14 protein-coding genes and 1 tRNA gene are annotated in these 18,427 nt (G+C 64.0%); 7 read left to right on the plus strand and 8 right to left on the minus strand.

Translation table 11 applies throughout. The annotated features are described in order from the left end of the window. Window positions 1–256: 256 nt before the first annotated feature. From A5775_RS12440 to A5775_RS12455, 6 genes are all read right to left on the minus strand, one after another. Complete coding sequence (locus A5775_RS12440) at window positions 257–2,527, minus strand: bifunctional DNA primase/polymerase (RefSeq protein WP_082952994.1); 2,271 nt, start codon at window positions 2,525–2,527, stop codon at window positions 257–259. Next, window positions 2,527–2,781: a hypothetical protein gene (locus tag A5775_RS25410; RefSeq protein WP_156660674.1), complete on the minus strand. Its 255-nt coding sequence runs from the start codon at window positions 2,779–2,781 to the stop codon at window positions 2,527–2,529. Before A5775_RS25410 ends, A5775_RS12440 begins: the two co-directional genes overlap by 1 nt. Then, window positions 2,778–3,245 carry a hypothetical protein gene (locus A5775_RS25415; protein WP_156660675.1) on the minus strand — a complete coding sequence of 156 codons (468 nt, stop codon included), beginning with the start codon at window positions 3,243–3,245 and terminating at the stop codon, window positions 2,778–2,780. Before A5775_RS25415 ends, A5775_RS25410 begins: the two co-directional genes overlap by 4 nt. Further along, window positions 3,242–3,553 carry a hypothetical protein gene (locus tag A5775_RS12445; RefSeq protein WP_156660676.1) on the minus strand — a complete coding sequence of 104 codons (312 nt, stop codon included), beginning with the start codon at window positions 3,551–3,553 and terminating at the stop codon, window positions 3,242–3,244. Before A5775_RS12445 ends, A5775_RS25415 begins: the two co-directional genes overlap by 4 nt. A gap of 246 nt (window positions 3,554–3,799) precedes the next feature. Then, a complete protein-coding gene (locus A5775_RS12450) occupies window positions 3,800–4,099 on the minus strand; it encodes a hypothetical protein (RefSeq protein WP_067252427.1) in 300 nt (99 codons plus the stop codon). 1,051 nt (window positions 4,100–5,150) lie between these two features. Further along, on the minus strand, window positions 5,151–5,354 hold the full coding sequence (locus A5775_RS12455; RefSeq protein WP_067252430.1) for a hypothetical protein: 204 nt from the start codon (window positions 5,352–5,354) through the stop codon (window positions 5,151–5,153). Between the two features lie 251 nt (window positions 5,355–5,605). Between A5775_RS12455 and A5775_RS12460 the strand changes: the two genes are divergently transcribed. Further along, complete coding sequence (locus tag A5775_RS12460) at window positions 5,606–6,784, plus strand: hypothetical protein (RefSeq protein WP_067252431.1); 1,179 nt, start codon at window positions 5,606–5,608, stop codon at window positions 6,782–6,784. A 561-nt stretch (window positions 6,785–7,345) separates the two neighbouring features. Here the strand turns inward: A5775_RS12460 and A5775_RS25420 are convergent. Both A5775_RS25420 and A5775_RS12465 read right to left on the minus strand, forming a co-directional pair. Beyond that, complete coding sequence (locus A5775_RS25420; RefSeq protein ID WP_156660677.1) at window positions 7,346–7,996, minus strand: hypothetical protein; 651 nt, start codon at window positions 7,994–7,996, stop codon at window positions 7,346–7,348. Between the two features lie 431 nt (window positions 7,997–8,427). Beyond that, a tRNA-Arg gene (locus A5775_RS12465) sits at window positions 8,428–8,501 on the minus strand. Window positions 8,502–8,687: 186 nt separating this feature from the next. Between A5775_RS12465 and A5775_RS12470 the strand changes: the two genes are divergently transcribed. The 6 genes from A5775_RS12470 to A5775_RS12495 all read left to right on the plus strand — a co-directional run bounded on the left by A5775_RS12470 (window position 8,688) and on the right by A5775_RS12495 (window position 18,359). Further along, a complete protein-coding gene (locus A5775_RS12470; RefSeq protein ID WP_067252432.1) occupies window positions 8,688–9,935 on the plus strand; it encodes an alpha/beta hydrolase in 1,248 nt (415 codons plus the stop codon). Window positions 9,936–10,082: 147 nt separating this feature from the next. Continuing rightward, window positions 10,083–11,552, plus strand: a complete 1,470-nt coding sequence (locus A5775_RS12475) for a wax ester/triacylglycerol synthase family O-acyltransferase (RefSeq protein ID WP_156660678.1) — start codon at window positions 10,083–10,085, stop codon at window positions 11,550–11,552. Window positions 11,553–11,599: 47 nt separating this feature from the next. Continuing rightward, entirely contained in the window at window positions 11,600–13,294 is a 1,695-nt protein-coding gene (locus A5775_RS12480; protein WP_369827828.1) for an HAD-IB family hydrolase, read from the plus strand. Further along, complete coding sequence (locus A5775_RS12485; protein ID WP_067252437.1) at window positions 13,291–15,636, plus strand: glycerol-3-phosphate 1-O-acyltransferase; 2,346 nt, start codon at window positions 13,291–13,293, stop codon at window positions 15,634–15,636. The genes A5775_RS12480 and A5775_RS12485 overlap by 4 nt, the downstream gene beginning before the upstream one ends. A 28-nt stretch (window positions 15,637–15,664) precedes the next feature. Continuing rightward, window positions 15,665–17,740, plus strand: coding sequence for a cytochrome c oxidase assembly protein (locus tag A5775_RS12490; protein ID WP_067252439.1), 2,076 nt, complete (start codon window positions 15,665–15,667; stop codon window positions 17,738–17,740). 136 nt (window positions 17,741–17,876) lie between these two features. Continuing rightward, window positions 17,877–18,359 (plus strand): single-stranded DNA-binding protein, encoded by a 483-nt coding sequence (locus A5775_RS12495; protein WP_067252441.1) that lies wholly within the window; start codon window positions 17,877–17,879, stop codon window positions 18,357–18,359. Window positions 18,360–18,427 lie beyond the last annotated feature (68 nt).

The following is an 18,427-nucleotide window of genomic DNA, read 5'->3' on the forward strand; positions in this document are numbered from 1 at the left end:
GACAGCTTCGAGTTTCTCTCTCCCGCCTGGCTGCTTGGCCGCCCTTTGGTCGGTCGCCCCTTAAGGAGAGGGGCGCGACCAAGACCCCCGGCCAATGGCGACCAAGTGCCGCGACCATTGCCTGACCTGGCACTTTGGCTTTGGCGGCCATGGGCGACCAAACCCGACCAAGTCTGTGCGACCATGGTCGCGACCAAGCCGTCTACCTGGGCAAATGCCCCTGGTGCCGTTTTGCGACCAAATGCGTCTGTAGACGTCATACGCTTTTGACCCTCCAAACCCTGTAATCCTTACCGTTCCTAGTGCCGTTGCCGCGCTCGTAGGCACTGTTCGGGCCGTCTACCCAATTGGTTAGTACGCGTTGGATTTTCTTTCGGCAGGAGTTGTAGGCCCCCTGGTTGGGCTTGACTTGGAACGCAACCCACACCGCTTCGGCGTCCGTTAGACCGCGCTCGCCAACCGCCGCCAAGGCGTCCGCTACCGCATCGGTCCAGTTGTCCGCCATGGTTGACAGGCCGCGCGTGTAATCGTCTATGTACTCAACGGGGTCAATTGGGTTGCCGTACGGTGTCTTAAGCTGCGTCAGCTCTCGCCGTTGGTCGTCTGGTTTCCAGATGTTGAGCACGGAGCCTAAACCGGCTGTAAGCCAACGCGACCCGTAGACATCCGCCAGCTGGCGGGGCTTGGAGTTGGTAGCGTTGGGTTTACGGTTGTGGTGGCAGCACGCAAACTCGACACCGCGAGTAGTGATGTGCTGCACCGTGTCGTTGAACCCCATACCGGCTGAGTCATCAATACAGCTGGACACCATGTCCTTTACGCTGTCTGCGATCACAAGGCCTAAATCGTCTCCGCCAATCTGCATCAGCCAGTCGGCGAAAGCTTTTGGATCTGAATCACATTGGAAGGGCAGCGCACCGCGCCAGAAAATCAGCTTGCGCTTAAGCCTTTCACGTACTGCGGCATTCGAGAGATCCACCATACGGCCGATGGATCGCCGAATCTGCTCGGGACGGTCCAAAGCTAAGTACAGGATAGGTTGGTCGCTCTGCTCAACCGGAAACCCTAGAACTTCACCGTCTCCCAGGCCCAGGCGCGCAAAAACGATCTGTTGCAGTAGCGAGCTCTTGCCTGCGCCGTCTGTACCGAACACCATGGAGCCTTGGCCCGGCGCCATAAGCGCATCGCTTCCGCGACCCCACAGCGGATCTGCGTCAATACCCGACTCTAGAAAAGCGACTCCATCTAGGCTTTGGTCAGCGCACGCATCGAGTAACTTTTGCGCCTGCAGTAGAGCGACACGACGCCGAACTTCCTGCCTCTCTAGCTCCTTCTCAACCTCTCGCCCGATTCGGCGCTCTTTGGCGTCCGAGTCGTCAAACGGGTCATCTTCTTCGGTGGGACTGTCGGGTTTCCAGTCAGGCCTGTCCCATTTGGCGTGTAGCTCGTCCTCGTTGGTATCTCGTACCTGCCCTACGGCATAGGAGATCAGCCGGCCGAACTCGTCTTCGTCCAGATGCATACCGCGTTCCTCATAGGCTTGCTCGGCGGCAGCCCTGATGTGCTCCACGGCGTTGTCCCAGCCGTAGCGCTTGCCCTTGGCTTCTCGAGCTGCCCAGCACAGCGCGTCTCGGACGGCGTTGCGGGTGCTGGCACAGTCTTTGGCCTGGATCGTCTTGCCGATGATCCACAGCACCGCATCCGGTTGCGGGCCGCTATCGTACCGGGCCGCGAATTCGGCTATCTCACTATCGGTTGCGTCATCCCCACCCGCCCCGGTTGCTAATGCCGGTAAACCGTCCAGGTAGCTCTGCGGCAATAGGGGAATCTCGCCTATCGGCGGCAACTCGCCTGACTTCCTACGTTTCCCATTTGGGAGGTACAGCGCATAGCGCCTCCCTGTGTGGTGCCAGCTGGGCGGCGCGGCGATGTATCGGTGATGCCGGTCTAGGAACTCCACGCCGCTGTCTGGGATCTCCTTGGGGTAGTAGTCATCCGGTACCCGGTACAAGCCGATCCCCGATACCCCGTCGCGTCGAGCGGTGACGACGTAGGTCGGGGGCAGCGGACCCCACCGTCGCTCCCAGTCTTCTAGTGTCGCCTTGCCGTTCTTACCGTCGTACGCGTCGACGTCGATACCTAGGACGCCGGGGGGTAGCCGTTCGCCGAGCGATAAAATACCGTTGGTAACGTTGGCGCTACGCCGTAAGGCTTCGGCTGCTAGCTCTTCCCATTCATCGGGGTCGGCGTCTATGCCGTTGAAACCGTGGCGGTGGGCTACCCACGGGTCTTTATATCGGCCATTGCGTTCCTTTCCGATTGGGATAGGTCCGAGCCAGCCGTTAAACGCGTTAGCGTCTGCCTGTTGTAGCCACTGTTCAAGCGAAAGACTCTGCGGTACAACGCGTCCGCCAGCCTCCCCGCCGCCGCGTGTTTCGGCCGAATCTGCTACCATTGCAGTCACTTTCAGGTTCGATGGCGGCTCCCGTTCTGTCCCTTCAAGATTGAGCGGGGCCGTCGTTGTCATTACGTACGAGCGTCTTTCATTTCTCTCGCCTTATCCGGCGTATTAACGCTCTGGCGTAGTGGCACTAGGACTTCCACTACCTCGTCCAGTGCGGCCCTGGCCCGCTTGTAGTTGTTGCGGTGAATCCACATCCAAACAGACGCAAGGCCAAGGTTGTATCGGGAGCGCACTGCTTCAGCTTCATTGATCAGCTGCCACCACAACACCGGCTGCGAGGGATACGGCATGGTGGTTCTGTCCTTGTCCGTGTTCATTTCAGCCCTGCTAACACCAGCTGGCCTAAAGGCACACCGCTGTTAATCTGTTCTCTCGCTGCGTAGTGGTCCACCGAACTTGCCGCGAAAGCTTTGGCAACCATCTCATCGCCAATGAGTTGGCGAACCTGCTCGAACGTCGGGGGCACCATTTTGCCTTCACGCATGAAGTTGCGCGCCTGCCGGTACAGTTCGGCCCTTAGCAGGCCAGTGGCGTGTAGTGCGTCGTCCTCTGAAACATTGTGCGCTGCAGCGTAATCAAAGGCCAGCTTGTCAGTGTGGTCAAAGAGCGGAAGCGTTAGCTTGAGGTACTCGCGGTACGCACGGTCTTGCCGTGGTAAATGGTGCTCCCTACCTGTAGGAAAGCGGCCGTGACACGGTTGACCAGGCCTTGCCTTACAGGTACTACAAGATACGAGATCGTAAAGGGTGGTTAGCTCTGTGGACGTATTTGACTGTGTCACAAGGTCACCTCTACGTCCGCGTCCTTCGCGTCCTTCTCGTACCTGGCCAAGTCTTGTTCGATACGCCTGCGCCGTGCAACATCTCGGCCCGCCGCCTCTGCGGCGAGTTTCCAATCGATCTGCACTCCTAGGCTTTCCAGCCACTGCAGAGCCATACGCCGCGAGTACTTGTACTTGCCGGCAACCTTAACGGCCTTAAGCTCACCCGCATTGGCGGCAAGATCTACCTTTGTGGGTGTGACCGGGAAATGACACTCGTCAACGATGAATCGGTGGACCTGCGCGGTACTAAACTCCGCCAAGTCCAAAGGGTGAATGTAGGGCATGGTCGGCACTTTCTTTGATGTACCAAACGCCAATTCGGCGTTTGGCTGGCCCGCGCCAGCAAATCCCAGCTTAGCCGACCAACGCGCAGCCTGCGCCGCCAGTTCCTCGGAAACTATTGGGGCACAGTGCAATACAGCACCCGCAACGCGCCTGAACGGCAATCCACCGGCTGTAGTGAGGCGAATTTTCCTACGCTCTTATACCGCGCGTCGATCTAGTAGCGGCTGCTAGCTCTTCAGCTGCGTTTCGACCGCTGCTAGCTTCCGTAGGAGTTTGGCGCGTTTGGCCTCGACTTCGGCACGCCTAGCCTTTGTGTTGGCTTTCGCCAGGGCTTTGCTCGCGGCCGCAAGTGCGGCCTGGTGCTGCTGTGGATCAGGCTCGACAACAGGGTCATAGATCGGCTTGGCCTGGAAGCCTTGATGCCACGCAACGCTTCTGACATAGCCGGGTGAGCAGCCGACGCGGTTTGCGATAACGGCACTAGTCAGTCCTTGCTCGTGCAGGCGCAGGATTTGGGCCTCGAACATTTTGCGAACCTGCCCGTCAGGTGAGCACCCGCGCGGCTATCTTGCTCGCTGCGTTCGCTTCGGCTTTGTGGTTGCCCTAGCGTCGTTAGGTTCTACCTCGTGCAGGATGTAGCCGTGCTCGTAGTAGGGACGGCCCCGTTCGCGGTAGCCGCAGTGTGTGGCGCGGTGGCCGTCGCCGGAACCCATAGGACACGTACAGAATCCACGACCGCCAGGCTTGTTGGGGTTGAAGGTGCACTGTTGGAACCTGCGCAGGTAACGCCGCCAGAAGAGTAACGGCAGTACGGCACCCACACGGGACACCCAGTTGTCCTCGGCGTCCCATCGCTTTATGGCCTCGGCATACGACGGGCCGCTATGCCGTCCGTGGGTGTGGTGGCTCTTGCAGTACTTGCACCAAAACGTTAGGCCTGAGCCATTATCGGTGCGCCAGGCGTGGACAACCGGGAAACGCTCGATGTTGCGGTCTTCTTCCCTTGCCATAGCGTTGATCTGGTCCCGTTCGGCCACCGTCCAATCGTCGGGCTCTGGCCACCCTACGGCCCTAGCTACAGCAGCCAAGCGTTCCCGGGTGTTGTCGTAGTACTCCATGGATTTCCTTTCAGTCTGCGAGCCTGCGTGCGGTGAGCATTTCTCGCTCACAGGTTCGCTCTTTCAGTCCCCGGCCTTATCCGGCCTGATGTCTTGTTCGACCGCAAACGCGGTCTAGGTCATTCGATCCAGTTCGGCTCGTAGTTATGCATTGCGTTGTCGTCCCGTTGCTCCCTGCCGGTCACCACTTCGCCGGCTGCATACACAGGACGCGGTTGGGACACATTGCGTTTCGGCGGTGCAGGCGCACCCAAGTCAATTCGGTATCGGCACACGCGCGAATCGGTTGAGCACGGAGCCGTACGAGACGGTCTGACGCTATCGTGGCTATAGATGCGGTGCGTGTGCAGCGTTTGGCAATGCGGGCAACGAACGGTTACTTTCGCCACGCACCCCGGCGGCAACTGTTCTCCCTCAAGCGATACAGACAGAACCTTTGCAAGTGGAACGCGATTGTCTCTCATAGCTTCTCGATTAGCTTGTCGAGGTCGCTGCGCCGCCAATAGGCTCTGCGGCCAAGAACTGCCGGGCGCGGCAATAGCCCCTTCTCGTAGGCGAGATACCGAATTGTCTGCACCGTGCAGGACGTAAACCCCTTGTCTTGCAGGTATTTAGATGCCTGGTTGATGTCCAGAAATTCGCGGTAGGTCTTTACTGCCGTCATTAGATTGCGCCTTCCCGGGCTGACCGCCCGCTGCTGAGTATAGCCGAATCACACTGCGCACCAGCATGATTCGCCGACGCCGCCCGTCCGCCGCCGCGTATAATCGCATGCACGCGGTGAGGAGCCGTCACGGCATGTGTTGTCGGCACCTAACGCGAACGCGGTGAAAGCTTTCAGTCCCGTAGCCGCGTTTGCGGGCTTGGTGTTTTCAACGAAACTGCCAAAGGCAGTGACAACGAAAGGCTCTCGTCGTGAGTGCAATCTACACACAACCCCGATTCGACCCCGACCTTCAATCGCTTCTGAAGCTGCTGCCGTATGGCGGTGAGGGCCTGGGCTACAACAGTGAAGGCGACGTTCTCGTTAACGTCACCGCTGACGGCGTCGACGTTAACGCGCTGTGGCAAGAGGTCCAGCAGGTTCTTTCGGCCTGGAATTCCGAACGCAATGCGGTAGCTAGCCTGTTGAGCTACTACACCATCAATGCCGCTGACGCGGTGCCGCAGTCCATTGCTGACGAGTCTTTCGAGCCTGCTAGTGAATACGGTGAGCCGGAAAGCCTGCGAGCACCGAGCAACGCTATCTTGCTAGGCAACACGCTTGTCGATTACGACAAAGCCGGCCGCTTCACGTGGAAGTTCCTTAGGGACTCTACAGCTGAGCAGATTCGCGCGGTCACCAATTACGCGTTGGCAGCCGACAACAAGTTGTGCAATGGCCTGGTCATGGACCGCATGTTTAACCCGGCTCCTCAGTCCAACGAGTTCAACCACACCTGCTACCCGCTGTGGTCCAACGACGGCATGGTGCCCCCGCCCTACCTAGGCAAGACTTTTGACGCCAGCCACAATCACTACCTGGTGAGCGGTGCCGACGATATCGACAGCGGAGACCTGGAAGCCTTGATTAACACCGTGACTGAGCACGGTTACGGTATGGACGCCGGAAGCCGCCTGATCGCATTCATGAACCCTGAGGAAGCTGACGAAGTCAGCTCCTTCAAGGCGGGCGAGACCAACAACAACACGGTGATCGCCAAGCACGACTTCATCCCGTCGCAGGGTGCGCCTGCGTACCTGCAGCCGGAGAATATCGTCGGCGAGGTTGCGCCAGCGCAGTACCAAGGCTTGAAGATTGACGGCTCATACGGGCCGCTGTGGATTGTGCGCACGCAGTACATTCCCGCCAAGTACTTCGCGGTTGTGGCCACGTCGGGAGCGAACAGCCCCAACAACGCGGTGAGCGTTCGGCAGCACACCAACGCGGCCTACCAGGGCTTGCGCACCATTCCTGGTCTGCGGCCCGGTTACCCTCTGCAGGACAGCTTTTGGGCGCGCTGCATCGGCGTGGGAACCCGCCACCGTGGCGCTGCTGCGGTGATGCAGATCAAGGCCACCGGCAACTATGTTGCCCCGGCAATCCCGATGTAACGAGCTAGTGCAGCTAGTGAGTGCTCACCCTAAGGAAGGCTCGCAAGATGAGTAACACAGGTGCCAACACAAACGGCCTGGGCGACTACGACACCCGTTATCCACTGGACCCGAATGCCGATCCTGATGCCTCAGAGTTCAGCTGGGGAGCGGGAATCGAGCCCGCTGCAGTGCGCGGTAAGCCGCCGGCTGAAGGCGGGAGATATAGGGGCACTACGCCCGACTGCGAACGCGTAATCGGGATGGGTAGGTAGCTATGACGACCAAGCGTCAGGCTGCAGCTCGGCGTAGGTTCGCACGGCAGGCAAAGAGGGGTTCCGGCAAAGTCGGGCGGCGCGCGAAAAGCTCTGCACGTCAGCGAAAGAAGCGCCGCTAAACCAACTTTATAAGCTGGCCGCGCGCGGTTTGAGTGCCTTGTCCGCAGCGCGCCGCACTTGGGCGTCAGGGTCTGCCAACCGCCCTGGCGCTTAAGTGTTACAGGCACTCACGCAGATGCTGGGGAGGGGCTGTTGAGTTGTCAAGGTGCGAGCCTACGGAGTAGGCAAGTTGGGCCAGTCGCGGCTATATCGCGCCAGTGACGCGGCAGAGAGCCGCCCGGTGCTCTTTGCTTGCAACTTTCTTTGCCGCGGCCACTAGCGATGTCGTAGCGCTGCCAAACTTCAATTCATCGGCAAGCCGATTGATGTCGAGGAGAAGTCCGTACAGTGGGTGCTCGGTATTGCTCCGCGACGTTGAGTCCGATTGACTGTGGCCTGCCGCCGAGTCGGCCTTTGCGCGAGACTTGCGCCCGCTGGACGATCTGTGGCCAGCGCGACCACCATGGCTCTTAGGGCCATTACCCGATTCCCGAACTTGGCGGTAGAACTTCAGCCATAGCTTGCGGTCTTCTTCGTCACCCTCGGCAAGGTCATCCCTGCCGCCGTCTTCGCTATCGGGCAGCAGCTGCACCGGTGGAGCGCAATGCCCTTCTTCAGCCGCCAATTTCCATGCGTTGTAGTGGTAATGCACCGTGGCGGGTGACACTCCGGCCATCTCGGCGAAGGAGCGGAACGAAACCTTGCCGGTGCCGTTCACCGGTGAACGGTTTCCGTCCAGCGGCGGACGGCCACCTTTGGACTCCGGATCACAAGATCGGGCAACCAGGAACGCCAGACGCCAGCCACCCTGCTTGAAATGCTGCCCGAAAGCACGGGCGTCTTCCTCTATGGACATCTAGCTCAGCTCTTTCCGTATGGACTTGGAAGTGAGTTGAGCGCTCGCCGCCCACAGTAACCCCGTTAGTAGCTAGATGCAACATAAAATGGCGTGACCTGCATAGAATGTCGCTATCAAAGTTTGCTGGCTGGTGTTAACTTTCTGCATCAAAGTGCTTAAATCGTCTGACCTGCGGCGACAGTTGTTTAGAACGCCTAAATGCAACAACTGTCACATTGCTGGCGGGCTGCAAAAAAACCTCTGCCCGCACGGCTGGTGAGGGGCCAGGTGTCCTTGGCGTCCTCACCGTCTGGGGCCGGTTTACGGGTTGCTGGTCAGCTGCCAGCCAGCGGTCTGGGTGACAAGTGGGTGACAAGAGCGGTGCTCGAACGCCTGAGCGAACCTGCGGCCTGCCTGCGGCAACGGGCCTGACATGGTGCTTCGATCGGTGCCCCCGGCACGACTCGAACGTGCGACCTAGGGATTAGAAGGCCCTTGCTCTATCCACCTGAGCTACGGAGGCAATGTGCAGGTCAGTCTAGCCAACTGTGCCCGCCGCCCTGATTTCCCGCCGCCACGCGCGTGAAAAGCCTTCCCGCGCCGTGTTTATCGGTTATCGTGATGGACCTCGACACACGTACAACACCGGCCGGCAATCGGCCGTTAACCGCAACGAGGCGTGTGCCTGACGTCGGGGGGTGACGTTGTCATGAGCGTGGCCAGTGACCTGACTTCGGGCTATTCGTGGGCTGGTGCCCAGGCCTCACGCCTGGCGGCCGACGCAAGGGGCGCCTATCAGGCCGGCACCTTGTTGATGCGCGGCGGCCCACTCGCGCTGGGCTTCTTCGCCGGCTGGCTTTTCACCGAGTTTCCGCCGCACGTCGTCACCGGTCACGCGCTGTCGAGAGTCGCGCATCCGTCGATCGGCCGGGTCGGCAAGACGTTGGCTGCGCAGCGCGCCGATCAAACCCTCACTGCCGCTCTCGAGGAGTCCTTCGGGCCCGGCTTTCGTGAGCAGGTATGCCATCCGACCGGGGCGGGGGCGATGTGCGCCCCGCGCGGTGGCCTGCTGGGCAGGCCCGGACCGCACCGCCGGTATGCGGCACAGACTTCCGACATTTCCTACGGCCCCCGTGGCCGCGACAACCTGCTCGATATCTGGCGGCGCGACGACCTGGCGCCCGGGTGCCGGGCACCGGTGTTGATCCAGGTGCCGGGCGGGGCGTGGGCGCTGAACGGCAGGCGCCCGCAGGCTTACACGCTGATGAGCCGCATGGTCCAACTCGGCTGGATCTGCGTGTCGATCGACTACAGCAAGAGCCCGCGCAGCGCCTTCCCCGCGCATCTCATCGACGTCAAGCGGGCGATCGCGTGGGTCCGGGAGAACATCGCCGATTACGGCGGCGACCCTGACTTCATCGCGATCACCGGCGGGTCGGCGGGCGGGCACCTGGCCTCCCTGGCGGCGCTCACCCCGAACGATCCCGACTTCCAGCCCGGTTTCGAGGACGCCGACACAAGCGTCCAGGCCGTTGCGCCCTATTACGGCGTCTACGACTTCACCGACTTCGAGAACATGCACGAGCTGATGCTGCCGTTCCTGGAGCAGTTCGTGGTGAAGGCTCGCTACGCCGACGAGCCCGAGCGCTTCACCGCCGCGTCGCCGATCTCCTATGTACACCCCGACGCCCCACCCTTCTTCGTGCTGCACGGCGAGAAAGACGAACTGGTTCCCAGTGGGCAAGCTCGCGCCTTCTGCGCGGCGCTCCGGGCGGCCGGTGCCTCCACGGTGGCCCACGCCGAACTCGCCAACGCGCATCACGCCTTTGACATCACCCCGACTGTCCGGTCGCGGCTGGCCGCTGACGCCGTCGCCGATTTCCTGGGTGTCGTCTACGGGCAGCGCGTCAGCTCGGTCCTGGATTCGTTGCCGCTGTCGGCCACTTCTGCCAGCTGAAGGCCAGCTGAGCGCCCGCTCCAGTCCTCGTCGCTCCTTTCACCAGCGCGGTAACCCGGCTAGCGTTGTGGTGACCATCAGGGTTCGCGGATCCAAGGCGGGAGGCGTGATCGACGGTGACAAGGTTGGTTCGTCGGGTTGATGGCCATGACTGAGTCCGTCGAGGCGATCAGATTGTCCGACGACCTCGGGCCGGTCGACTATCTGATGCATCGGGGGGAAGCGAATCCCCGCACCCGGTCGGGGATCATGGCGCTCGAGCTGTTGGACGCCACACCGGACTGGCAGCAGTTTCGGGCCCGGTTCGAAAACGCCTCCCGGCGGGTGCTGCGGCTTCGGCAAAAGGTGGTCGTGCCGACCCTGCCGACGGCGGCGCCGCGCTGGGTGGTCGACCCCGATTTCAATCTGGACTTTCATGTCCGCCGGGTGCGCGTGTCCGAACCCGGCACGCTGCGTGACGTATTCGACCTCGCCGAGGTCATCCTGCAGTCACCGATGGACATCTCGCGGCCGCTGTGGACGGCCACCCTGGTCGAGGGCTTGGCCGACGGGAAAGCGGCGACCCTGCTGCATGTCAGCCACGCCGTCACCGACGGTGTCGGCGGGGTCCAGATGTTCGCCGAGATCTATGACCTCGAGCGCGATCCGCCGGCCAAGCCGACGCTGCCGCTGCCCATCCCGCAGGACCTGTCGCCGAATGACCTGATGCGCCAAGGCATTAATCATCTACCCCTTGCGGTGGTCGGCGGCGTCCTGGGTGCGCTGTCCGGGGCGGTGTCGGCGGCCGGGCGGGCGGTCCTGGAGCCTTCGGCCGCGGTTTCGGGGATCGTCGGGTACGCCATGTCGGGCATGCGGGTGCTCAACCGGGCCGCCGAGCCGTCGCCGCTGCTGCGCCGGCGCAGCCTGACCACCCGCAGCGAGGCGATCGACATCCCGCTCTCCGACCTGCACAAGGCCGCAAAGGCCGGCGGTGGATCGATCAACGACGCGTACCTCGCAGGGCTGTGTGGCGCCTTGCGTCGCTACCACGAGGCGTTCGGCGTGCCGGTCAGCACGCTGCCGATGGCGGTGCCGGTCAACCTGCGGGCCGAAGCGGATAACGCCGGCGGCAACCGGTTCACCGGTGTCAACCTGGCGGCGCCGATCGGCACCGTCGATCCGGTCTCCCGGATGAAGAAGATCCGCGCGCAGATGACCCAGCGCCGCGACGAGCCCGCGATGAACATCATCGGTTCCATGGCGCCGGTGCTCAGCGTCTTGCCCACCGCGGTGCTGGAAGGACTCACCGGCTCGGTGATCGGCTCGGACGTGCAGGCCAGCAATCTCCCGGTCTTCCCCGGAGACACCTATCTCGCCGGTGCAAAAGTCTTGCGGCAGTACGGTATCGGCCCGCTACCGGGCGTTGCGATGATGGTGGTGCTGATCTCGCGGGGAGGGTGGTGCACCATCACCGTGCGCTACGACAGGGCCTCGGTGCGCAACGACGCGTTGTTCGCCCAATGCCTGCTGGACGGCTTCGACGAAATCCTGGCGCTGGCCGGTGACGCGCCGCCGCGAGCGGTGCCGGCCTCGTTCACCGAGCCGGCCGTGTCGTCTCGATCGGCGTCGGGCTCGTGAGCGCCTCGGAAGAGCGGGCCGACGGCACCCCGGAAAGCGGGGCCGAGATGCGGCTGCCCGGCTCGGTTGCCGAGATCATGGCCAGCCCCGCCGGGGCGAAGATCGGTGCGTTCTTCGACCTGGACGGCACCTTGGTCGCCGGGTTCACCGCGGTCATCCTGACCCAGGAGCGGCTGTTGCGCCGTGACATGGGCGTGGGGGAGTTGCTCGGCATGGTCCAGGCCGGCCTCAGCCACACCCTGGGGCGTATCGAGTTCGAGGACCTCATCGGCAAGGCCGCCGTCGCGCTGACCGGACGGCTGCTCGACGATTTGGACGAGATCGGCGAGCGGCTGTTCGTCCAGCGGATCGAGTCGCGGATCTACCCTGAGATGCGCGAGCTGGTGCGCGCCCACATGGCCCGCGGCCACACCGTGGTGCTCAGCTCGTCGGCGCTGACCATCCAGGTCAACCCGGTCGCGCGGTTCCTCGGGATCCCCAACACGCTCACCAACAAATTCGAGACCAACGAAGACGGCATGCTCACCGGTGGTGTCGAGAAGCCGATTTTGTGGGGGCCGGGCAAAGCCGCTGCGGTGCAACGCTTTGCGGCCGAGCACAACATCGACCTCAAGGACAGCTACTTCTACGCCGACGGTGACGAGGACGTCGCGCTGATGTACCTGGTCGGCAATCCGCGGCCCACGAATCCCGAAGGCAAGATGGCCGCGGTGGCCAAGCGCCGCGGCTGGCCGATCCTGCGATTCAACAGCCGCGGCCCGGTCGGTCTGCGGCGGCAGGTGCGCACGCTTGCCGGACTCGGCTCGATCGTCCCCGTCGGGGCGGGCGCGGTGGCAATGGGTGTCCTGACCGGTAGCCGGCGGCGGGGCGCCAATTTCTTTACCTCCGTGTTCTCCCAAACGGTGCTCGCGACCACCGGGGTGCATCTCAATGTGGTCGGGAAAGAGAATCTGACCGCGCAACGTCCGGCCGTCTTTATCTACAACCACCGCAATCAGGTTGACCCGGTCATCGCCGGTGCACTGGTGAATGACAACTGGGTTGCCGTGGCCAAGAAGGAACTACAGAAGAACCCGGTCATGGCCCTGCTCGGTAAGGCGCTGGACGGAGTGTTCATCGATCGAGACGATTCGGCCTCGGCGCTGGAGACGATGCGCACGGTCGAAGAGAGAGCCAAGAACGGACTCTCCATTCTGATGGCTCCGGAAGGGACGCGGCTAGACACCACCGAGGTCGGCCCCTTCAAAAAAGGACCGTTCCGCCTCGCGATGGCCGCGGGCATCCCGATCGTCCCGATCGTGATCCGCAACGCCGAACTCGTTGCCGCCAGGAACTCGGCCGTCATCAACCCGGGCACCGTCGACGTCGCGGTGTTTCCTCCGATCTCGGTGCAGCACTGGACACTTGACACGCTGCCCGAGCGTATCGGCGAGGTGCGCCAGCTGTATCTGGACACGCTCGCCAACTGGCCCGTCGGCGAACTGCCGAAGGTTGACCTCTACGCCGAAAAGAAAGCGGCCGCCAAGGCCCGCAGCCGCTCCACCAAAGCCACCGCCAAGAAGGCAGCGGCGAAAAAGACCCCGGCCAAAACCGCCAGCAAGTCTCGCGCGAAAAAGACTGCGCCCAAGGCGAATCCGAACGCATCCGAAGTTGCTCTCAAGGACGGTGAGGTACAACAGCCCGCCCCGGACGGAACGGTCGGCGATCAATCACCGGAATCGCCGCCCCGAGGACATCCGTGACCGAACCGTCGGCAGATACCAGCGCCATCCTTGCCGGAACTGACTCGCTGGTACTGGCGTCGATGACCTCTCCGATCGAGATGGAACTGGTCACGACGTGGCTGGATCAGCAACGTGCCGGGCACCCGGGCGCGAGATTCGACTTGGTCACGCTTCCCGCGCTCGACGCGCCGCCGGACGAGATGACCTCGCTGGCCGAGCAACTCGAGTCGGGAGAAGACCGTTCGATCGTGCCGGTGCGGGTGTTCTGGCTGCCCCCGCCGGACCGCGGGCGACTCGCGAAGCTGGCCGGGCTGCTGCCCGGCCGGGACCCCTACCACCCCAACCAACGCCTGCAAGCACACATTCTGCGCGGCGCTCCCCAGCGGGCGCGGGTGGTGGCCGGCGAATCGGCCACGGTCTCCGAGCTCCGCCGGCAGTGGCGCGACACCACCGTCGGCGACGACAAGAGTGACTTCGCCCAGTTCGTGATCCGCCGCGCAATCTTGGCGATGGAACGCGTCGAGTACCGAATCCTCGGGCCGCAGTACAAGTCGCCGCGGCTGGTGAAGCCGGAGATCTTGGCGTCCAACAGGTTTCGTGCCGGTCTGGCCAAGATCCCGGGCGCAACCCTCGACGAGGCCGGAAAGATGCTCGACGAACTCGCCACCGGGTGGAGCAGGGCGTCGGTAGACCTGGTCTCGGTGCTCGGCAGGATGATCAGCCGCGGGTTCGATCCCGAGATCGACTATGACGAGTATCAGGTCGCGGCGATGCGCACCGGTCTGGACGCCCATCCGGCGGTGCTGTTGTTTTCCCACCGGTCCTACATCGACGGCGCGGTGGTGCCGGTGGCGATGCAGGAGAACCGGTTACCGCCCGTGCACGTGTTCGCCGGCATCAACCTGTCATTCGGGGCGATGGGTCCGCTGTTGCGACGCTCCGGTGTCATCTTCATCCGCCGCAACATCGGCAACGACCAGCTCTACAAATACGTGCTGCGCGAATACGTCGGCTACATCGTCGAGAAGCGGTTCAACCTGAGCTGGTCCATCGAGGGCACCCGTTCGCGCACCGGAAAGATGCTGCCGCCCAAGCTCGGTCTGCTGTCCTATGTCGCCGACGCCTACCTGGATCGCCGCAGTGAAGACATTCTGCTGCAACCGGTTTCGATCAGCTTCGACCAGCTGCACGAGACCGCCGAGTACGCCGCCTACGCCCGCGGTGGGGAGAAGACCCCCGAAGGCGTCGGCTGGTTGTACAACTTCATCAGGGCGCAGGGTGAACGCAACTACGGCAAGATCTACGTCCGATTCCCCGAGGCCGTGTCGATGCGCCAGTACCTCGGCGCCCCGCACTGCCCGATGACGCAGGACCCGGACGCCAAACGGCTTGCGCTGCAGAAGATGTCGTTCGAAGTCGCATGGCGGATACTGCAGGCGACACCGGTGACGGCGACGGGTTTGGTGTGCGCATTGCTGCTGACCACGCGCGGCGCGGCGTTGACGTTGGGCCAGCTGCACCACACGCTGCAGGACTCGCTGGATTACCTGGAGCGCAAACAGAATCCGATGTCGACCAGCGCGTTGCGGCTGCGCTCGCACGACGGGGTCCGGGCGGCGGTCGACGCGCTGTCCGGCGGGCATCCCATCACACGGGTGGACGGCGGGCGGGAGCCGGTGTGGCGGATCGCGGCCGAAGAGCAGCACGCCGCGGCGTTCTACCGCAACTCGGTGATTCACGCCTTTCTGGAGACCTCGATCGTCGAGCTCGCGCTGGCGCACGCCAGGCACGCCGAGGGCGACCGCATGGCGGCGTTCTGGGCCCAGTCGATGCGGCTGCGCGATCTGCTGAAGTTCGACTTCTACTTCGCGGACTCGGCGACCTTCCGGGACAACATCGCCGAGGAAATGGCGTGGCACAACGATTGGGAAGCCCACGTCGCCGCCGGCGGCGAGGAGATCGACGCGCTGCTGTTCGCCAAGCGTCCGCTGATGGCCGACGCGATGTTGCGGGTGTTCTTCGAGGCCTACGAGATCGTCGCCGACGTATTGCGCGAGGCCCCTGCGGCCATCGGGCACAAGGAATTGACGGACTTGGCGTTGGGCGTCGGTCGACAGTATGTGGCGCAGACCCGGGTGCGTAGCAGCGAATCGGTGTCGACGTTGCTGTTCGCCACCGCGCGCCAGGTTGTCGACGATCAGGACCTCATCGCGCCCGCCCCGGACCTGGCCGACAGGCGGACCGCGTTCCTGCACGAGCTGCGCGGCATTCTGCAGGACTCCAACTACGTCGGTCGGATCGCGCGGGATCAGTTCGTGACCCGCGAGTTCAAGGCGCGTCAGGACAGCCAAACTCTCTAGCCGGCATGCCCGCCCATACCCTGGGTGTATGACCGTCGCCCCGCCGGCAGGCAAGGCCCCGACCGCGGCCTCACCCCAGCGCCGCGCGTTGGTGGGGCCGGTGCTGGCCGGCGTGGCCGTGCTGGCCGGCTGCACGGCCGCCGGAATCGGGACGCTCTCGCTGGCAAGCGCGTTGACCGCGACCGGTCTGCCCGACCCGGGTCCGGTGACCACCTTGGGCTTGCCGTTCGTTCGGGCGGCGGGGGAGATCGCGGCGGTGCTCGCGGTGGGGTCGTTTCTGTTCGCCGCTTTCCTGGTGCCGCCCCAACGCAGCGGCGTCCTCGACGCCGACGGCTATCGGGCACTTCGGTTGGGGACGGCGGCGTCGGGAGTGTGGGCGGTGTGTGCCGCCCTGCTGGTCCCGCTGACCATCTCCGACGTGTCCGGCCGCGCGGTCGTCGACATCAGCCCGGCGCGCCTGTGGTCGTTGGCGAGCCTGATCGCCACCGCCTCGGCCTGGCGCTGGACCGCGATTCTGGCCGCGGTGATCACGCTGGCGAGCCTGTCGGTGTTGCGCTGGTCGTGGACGCCGGTGCTGCTCGCCGCGTCGGTGCTGACGCTGATCCCGCTCGGCCTGACCGGGCATTCGTCGGCCGGCGGCTCGCACGACCTGGCCACCAACGGCCTGCTGATCCACCTGGTCGCCGCCAGCCTGTGGGCCGGCGGCCTGCTCGCGCTGCTCGCGCACGCCCTGCGCGGCGGTGCCCACACGGGTCTGGCGGCGCGGCGTTTCTCGTCGATCGCGCTGTGGTGTTGGGTGGCGATGGCGTTGAGCGGACTGGTCAACGCCCTGGTGCGCGTGCAGCCGGCCGACCTGCTCACCACCGGCTATGGGCGCCTGGTGGTCGCCAAGTTCGTCGCGCTGTGCCTGTTAGGCGGCGTCGGCTGGCGCCAGCGGCGCGTGAGTGTGACTGCGCTGCAAGCAAATCCGAGCCCGGCGCGGGCACACGGCGCGCTGATCCGACTGGCGCTGACCGAGGCCGCCCTCTTCGGCCTGACCTTCGGCATCGCCGTCGGGCTGAGCCGTACCGCGCCGCCACCACCCCCGGCCCGGCTGCCGTCGGTCGCCGAGGCCGAGATCGGTTACGGCTTCGACGGGCCCCCGACCGTGGCGCGCCTCCTGTTCGATTGGCGCTTCGACCTGATCTTCGGCTCCGCGGCCATCGTCTTGGCCGCGTTGTATGTGGCGGGCCTGGTGCGGCTGCGCCGCCGCGGCGACAACTGGCCGCCGGGCCGGAGCTTTTCCTGGCTGCTCGGCTGCCTGGCGTTGCTGTTCGTGACGTCCTCGGGTGTCGGCCGCTACGTTCCGGCGATGTTCAGCATGCACATGGTGGTCCACATGTGCCTGTCGATGCTGGTGCCGATCCTGTTGGTGCTGGGCGCCCCGGTCACCCTGGCGTTGCGGGCGCTGCCCGCGGCCGGGCGCGACGATCCGCCGGGCATGCGGGAGTGGCTGTTGACCGCGCTGCACAGCCGCTTCTCGCGGTTCCTCACCAACCCGGTGGTGGCGACCGTGCTGTTTGTCGCCGGGTTCTACGGGCTGTACCTGTCCAATCTTTTCGACATCACCGCGAGCAGTCACGCCGGGCACTTGGCGATGAACCTGCACTTCCTGTTGAGCGGCTACCTGTTCTATTGGGTGGTGATCGGGGTGGACCCGACGCCGCGACCGATCCCCCCGCTCGCCAAGGTGGCCGTGGTGTTCGCCTCGTTGCCGCTGCACGCGTTCTTCGGCGTGGTGCTGATGGGCACCAAGAAGGTGCTCGGCGCCGACTATTACCGCTCGCTGGGCCTGAGCTGGCACACCGATCTGCTGGGGGATCAGCGACTGGGCGGCGGTATCGCCTGGGCGGCCGGGGAACTTCCGCTGGTGATCGTGATGCTCGCGTTGCTCATCCAGTGGGCGCGCAGCGATCGGCGTACCGCCAAGCGGTTGGACCGCGCCGCCGACCGCGACGATGACGCCGAGCTCGCGGCCTACAACGCGATGCTGGCCCAGCTGGCGCACCGCGAGGCGCCGGGGTCGCTGCGTGATACGCCGCACGAGGAGTCCGCAACCGACTAGGTGCCGTCGGATCGATCCACAGTCGCGGTTTCTTCCACAGGGCGGGGTGGGCCGGCGCTCGTTGCGCCGTGGAGCCGTCGGTACCGCCGCGCTTACTGGCGGCCATAGCCAGAAAGCAATCGAAAGGGATCAGCCCATGTTTGAAACACCGCTTACCGTCGTCGGCCACATCGTCAACAACCCCGAGCGTCGACAGGTCGGCACGCAGGAGGTCATCAAGTTTCGCGTCGCCAGCAATTCCCGGCGGCGCACCGCCGACGGCGGCTGGGAACCCGGCAACTCGCTGTTCATCAACGTCAACTGCTGGGGCAGGTTGGTCACCGGTGTGGGCGCCGCGTTGGGCAAAGGCGCACCGGTGATCGTGGTGGGCCACGTGTACACCAGCGAGTACGAGGACCGCGACGGCAACCGCCGCTCGTCGCTGGAGATGCGTGCGACCTCGGTCGGGCCGGATGTGTCCCGCGCGATCGTGCGCATCGAGAAGCCGGGCTACACCGGTCCGACTACCGGCGACGCCACCGCATCCCACGCGGATGCGGCCGATGACGCGGGTGAAAACACCGGTGCCGAGGGCAGCGTCGAGCCCGACGGCGCAGCGCCGCTGACGCTGTCGGCTTAGCTGCGAGCTCGGCCCCACCGGGCGATGCCTAGGATGGTCGCGAGATCACTTCGCAAACCAGAAAGGCA

The sequence above is a fragment of the Mycobacterium sp. 852002-10029_SCH5224772 genome, from assembly GCF_001667315.1.
Taxonomy (GTDB): domain Bacteria; phylum Actinomycetota; class Actinomycetes; order Mycobacteriales; family Mycobacteriaceae; genus Mycobacterium.

Bases quoted from the DNA above. Each gene is read 5' to 3' on its own strand.
- A5775_RS25410 (WP_156660674.1), bottom strand. From the start codon at position 2,781: ATGAACACGGACAAGGACAGAACCACCATGCCGTATCCCTCGCAGCCG.
- A5775_RS12475 (WP_156660678.1), top strand. From the start codon at position 10,083: ATGACTGAGTCCGTCGAGGCGATCAGATTGTCCGACGACCTCGGGCCG.
- A5775_RS12480 (WP_369827828.1), top strand. From the start codon at position 11,600: ATGCGGCTGCCCGGCTCGGTTGCCGAGATCATGGCCAGCCCCGCCGGG.
- A5775_RS12455 (WP_067252430.1), bottom strand. From the start codon at position 5,354: ATGACGGCAGTAAAGACCTACCGCGAATTTCTGGACATCAACCAGGCA.
- A5775_RS12495 (WP_067252441.1), top strand. From the start codon at position 17,877: ATGTTTGAAACACCGCTTACCGTCGTCGGCCACATCGTCAACAACCCC.
- A5775_RS12450 (WP_067252427.1), bottom strand. From the start codon at position 4,099: ATGTTCGAGGCCCAAATCCTGCGCCTGCACGAGCAAGGACTGACTAGT.
- A5775_RS12440 (WP_082952994.1), bottom strand. From the start codon at position 2,527: ATGACAACGACGGCCCCGCTCAATCTTGAAGGGACAGAACGGGAGCCG.
- A5775_RS12490 (WP_067252439.1), top strand. From the start codon at position 15,665: ATGACCGTCGCCCCGCCGGCAGGCAAGGCCCCGACCGCGGCCTCACCC.
- A5775_RS12470 (WP_067252432.1), top strand. From the start codon at position 8,688: ATGAGCGTGGCCAGTGACCTGACTTCGGGCTATTCGTGGGCTGGTGCC.
- A5775_RS25420 (WP_156660677.1), bottom strand. From the start codon at position 7,996: ATGTCCATAGAGGAAGACGCCCGTGCTTTCGGGCAGCATTTCAAGCAG.